General features: G+C 73.4%; 5 protein-coding genes. 1 reads left to right on the plus strand and 4 read right to left on the minus strand.

From position 1 onward, the window contains the following. The 4 genes from GA0115233_RS39735 to GA0115233_RS41405 form a co-directional block, all read right to left on the minus strand. Positions 1-731, minus strand: a 731-nt coding sequence (locus GA0115233_RS39735) for an aminotransferase class I/II-fold pyridoxal phosphate-dependent enzyme (protein WP_141689659.1), incomplete at its 3' end; no start/stop codon positions are given. Between the two features lie 48 nt (positions 732-779). Next, positions 780-1,409: a hypothetical protein gene (locus GA0115233_RS39740; RefSeq protein WP_093725638.1), complete on the minus strand. Its 630-nt coding sequence runs from the start codon at positions 1,407-1,409 to the stop codon at positions 780-782. A gap of 206 nt (positions 1,410-1,615) precedes the next feature. Next, complete coding sequence (locus GA0115233_RS39745) at positions 1,616-2,404, minus strand: RNA polymerase sigma factor SigF (protein WP_093725640.1); 789 nt, start codon at positions 2,402-2,404, stop codon at positions 1,616-1,618. Between the two features lie 243 nt (positions 2,405-2,647). Beyond that, on the minus strand, positions 2,648-2,791 hold the full coding sequence (locus GA0115233_RS41405) for a hypothetical protein (protein ID WP_176712123.1): 144 nt from the start codon (positions 2,789-2,791) through the stop codon (positions 2,648-2,650). A 127-nt stretch (positions 2,792-2,918) separates the two neighbouring features. Between GA0115233_RS41405 and GA0115233_RS39755 the strand changes: the two genes are divergently transcribed. After that, positions 2,919-3,290, plus strand: a complete 372-nt coding sequence (locus GA0115233_RS39755) for a DUF2795 domain-containing protein (protein WP_093725644.1) — start codon at positions 2,919-2,921, stop codon at positions 3,288-3,290. Positions 3,291-3,300 lie beyond the last annotated feature (10 nt).

Consider the following 3,300-nt stretch of genomic DNA (forward strand, 5'->3'; position numbering starts at 1 on the left):
ACGCGCGCGTGCAGGCCCTCTCCGTCGGCGCCGGGCGGGAAGCGGGCGATGGCGGCCGGCCAGCCGGTGGGCAGCAGGGCGCCGGCCAGGTCGGTGACGACGGTGACCCGCTCGGGAAGCATCTCCGCGGGGCTGAGCAGCACCGAGCCGTGCGGATCGTGCCGGGTGTCCCGCCAGGTCTCGTCGCTGACCAGGTGCAGGCCCTCTCCGGCGGCGGCCTCCACGGTCTCGTGCAGCACCTCGGGGGGCGCCACGGTGGCGGTGGGGTCGTCGGCGACGGACAGCACCAGCAGCCGCGGGTCACCGCCCTCGGCCCGGACCCGGCGCACGGTCTCCAGCAGGGCGTACGGGTCCGGCACCCCGCCGCACTCGGCCGGGGTGGCGACGTGGAAGACGGGTCTTCCCAACAGGCGTGCGTACGGCGCCCACCAGGCCGCGCAGGGCCGGGGCACCAGGACGTCGCCGCCGAGCGCGGCGGTGAGCGCGAGCAGCAGGGCGGGGGCGCCGGGCGCGGCGGCCACCCGGTCGGGGGTGCCGGGCAGTCCGCGCCGGTCCCAGTGGCCGCAGGCGGCCTCCAGCAGGGCGGCGCCCCCGCCGACGGGTTCGCTGTCGGCGCGGGAGGCGGCTGCCGCGAGCACGGCGGACAGTTCGGGCAGGACCGGGAGCCCGTCCCCGGGCAGCGGCGGCCCGTAGCGGACGGGGCCGTGGCTCTCGGGAACCCTCCGCGCCACCCTGACTCCCTCCTGGTGCCTACGTACCGATTACCCCGTGCGCGACGCTCAGATGTGCTCGGCGGGCTTCCTGCGCCACAACCGGTACCCGGCACCGCCCGCCGCGGCCGCGATCAGCGTCCCGCCGGCGATCAGCGCGGGCACGGAGTCGGTGAAGGCACCGCCCTCACCGGCGTGCACGCCCTGGATGACGGCGGGCGGGCAGCTCTCCCGGTGCGACTGGGTCGCGCAGGGCCGCGGGGGATGGCCGGTGTGGCCGCCCTTGGCGACGGTGAAAGTGGCGCTCCACTGCTTGCCCTGGCCACCGGGGGCCGCCGGGCAGGTGCCGTCGACGGTCCACGCGGTGTCCGGGCCCAGGGAGTCGCCCTCCTCCAGCTCGGCGGCGGAGGCGATCCGCGCGGTGCCGCGGTAGGCGGGCCCGCCGCCCCTGTCGTCCTTGTCACCGACCTTGTGCAGGGCGACGGTGCCCTCCTCGAACGCCATGGAGGTGGCGTCCAGCGTGGCGGGCGCGGGCCCGCCGGTGGGATCGCAGCGCACCGACACGGTGACGCTCCCGCCGGGCTGTGCGGTACTGGGGCTGACCTCGGCGACCGGTTCCGACCAGGCCGCCGAGGCACAGAACCCCAGTACGACACCGCCCAGCGCGAGAGCGGACAGCAGACGAACGGTGCGGCGCATGGCGCGGGCTCCTCGGTGGACGACTCCAGGACTCCCGTCCATCACAGCCCGCGGAGCGGTTCCGCGCGCGCGGCCGGACACCATTAGCGTGAAACCCGGGGCCGGGAAGCGCTGTGAGGGGGCGCGGGGGCTGCGCGACGTTGCCGCATACCACGCGCACCCTGCACCGGGCAAGCACCCTCACGGCGCTCCCCCGCCCGCGAGTTCTACGCCGCGTCCTTCAGCACCTGCTCCCGGACCCGCCCGCAGCACCGGCTGATCAGCCGGGACACATGCATCTGCGAGATCCCCAGCTGCTCGGCGATCCGGCTCTGCGTCATGTCCCCGAAGAACCGCATGTACAGGATCGCCCGCTCCCGTTCCGGCAGCGCCGCCAGCCGCGGCTTCACGGCCTCCCTGTCCACCACCGTGTCCAGTGCCGGGTCCACCGACCCGAGCGCGTCGCTCAACGAGTAGCCGTCCTCGCTGCCGGGCAGCTCCGCGTCCAGGGAGAGCGCCGTGAAGCTCTCCAGTGCCTCCAGACCGGTCTTCACATCGGCCTCGGTCATGTCCGCGTGCTTGGCGATCTCCGCGATCGTGGGTCGCTGCCCGGAAACGGTCTGGAGCTCCTGCACGGCGAACCGCACACGATTACGCAGGTCCTGCACCCGGCGCGGCACGTGCAGGGTCCACATGTGGTCCCGGAAGTGCCGCTTGATCTCGCCAGTGATGGTCGGGACGGCGTAGCTCTCGAAGGCGTTGCCGAGTTCGGGGTCGTACCGGTCGACGGCCTTGACCAGGCCCAGGGCGGCGACCTGGCGGAGGTCCTCCAAGCTCTCGCCGCGGTTGCGGAATCGGCTCGCTATCCGGTCGGCCATGGGAAGCCATGCCTCGACGATCCGCTCGCGGAGGGTGTCACGCTGCGGACCGGGGGGCAGCGTGGCGAGCTCGCGGAACGCGTCCGCGGTGTCGGGGGCGTCGTCGTGCGGGTGCCTTGCGCTCACTTGAGTGGGCATATGCGCCGCAACTCCCTTGGTCTGTGCTCTGGTTGGACGGTCAACCGAGGGAGCGCGCACAGACCGGACAGAAGACGGTCCGGGTCGGCGAGAAAAGCCGCTCCCACGGACGTGCCTCCTGTCCGAAGCACTGGACATTCGCCTGCCCATGCCTGCGGACGGCAAACCTCCGGTCCGGGTTTTCGTCGGCCGCCACGGTCCTGAAGGGCGACGCGGACCGCGGCTCGATGGTCGGGCAGGGGTTCAGGGCGAAGGTGCAGGAGTTCCTGCCGGGCCGGGAGCGGAAGTAGGTTCCGGCTCCTTCGGCAGCAGGAGTTCCTCGTAGCGGCCCAGTGCCAGCACCACGCCGAGCATGAGCACCGGGATGATCACAGCGAGCATCACCATGGCGAGTCCTTCCCCGATCCGATGCGGGGGGCGCGAACCGGGTCTCCCGCCCTTCTCGGGGCAAACCCCCTGTGTCGGGGTCCGGTCTTCGGGTACGCGGTGCGGACCCGAGGATCTGGAGGGAGTCATGCAGCGAGGCAGTGACCGCCTGAACGTCCACCGCGACGACGAGATGAAGCACGAGCTCCAGGGCCTGCTCAGGTCGGGTCACCCCACGCGGACCGAGGAGTGGCACGACCCCGAGCCGACCGCCGACGACGACCCGCGGGTAGCGGGCGGTCCGGTGGCGCCCGGTGACACGGCCTCCCTGGAGGCGGTGCGCCAGGTACTGACCCATTACCTCAGCCGCCGCCAGTTCCCGGCGGGCCCGCGCGAGCTGGCCGGCACCCTGCGCCGCGCGTACGCCCCCGACGGCCTGGTGGAACCCCTGGAACGCCTGCCGCGCTCGGCCCGCTACGCGACGCTCCAGGAACTGGCCGAAGCGCTGACGCGCCGCTAGCGCGCGGGAA

The organism is Streptomyces sp. DI166 (genome assembly GCF_900091315.1).
Lineage (GTDB): Bacteria > Actinomycetota > Actinomycetes > Streptomycetales > Streptomycetaceae > Streptomyces > Streptomyces fuscus.

Coding starts and splice junctions, on each gene's coding strand:
- GA0115233_RS39740 (WP_093725638.1), bottom strand. CDS start 1,409: ATGCGCCGCACCGTTCGTCTGCTGTCCGCTCTCGCGCTGGGCGGTGTC.
- GA0115233_RS39745 (WP_093725640.1), bottom strand. CDS start 2,404: ATGCCCACTCAAGTGAGCGCAAGGCACCCGCACGACGACGCCCCCGAC.
- GA0115233_RS41405 (WP_176712123.1), bottom strand. CDS start 2,791: ATGGTGATGCTCGCTGTGATCATCCCGGTGCTCATGCTCGGCGTGGTG.
- GA0115233_RS39755 (WP_093725644.1), top strand. CDS start 2,919: ATGCAGCGAGGCAGTGACCGCCTGAACGTCCACCGCGACGACGAGATG.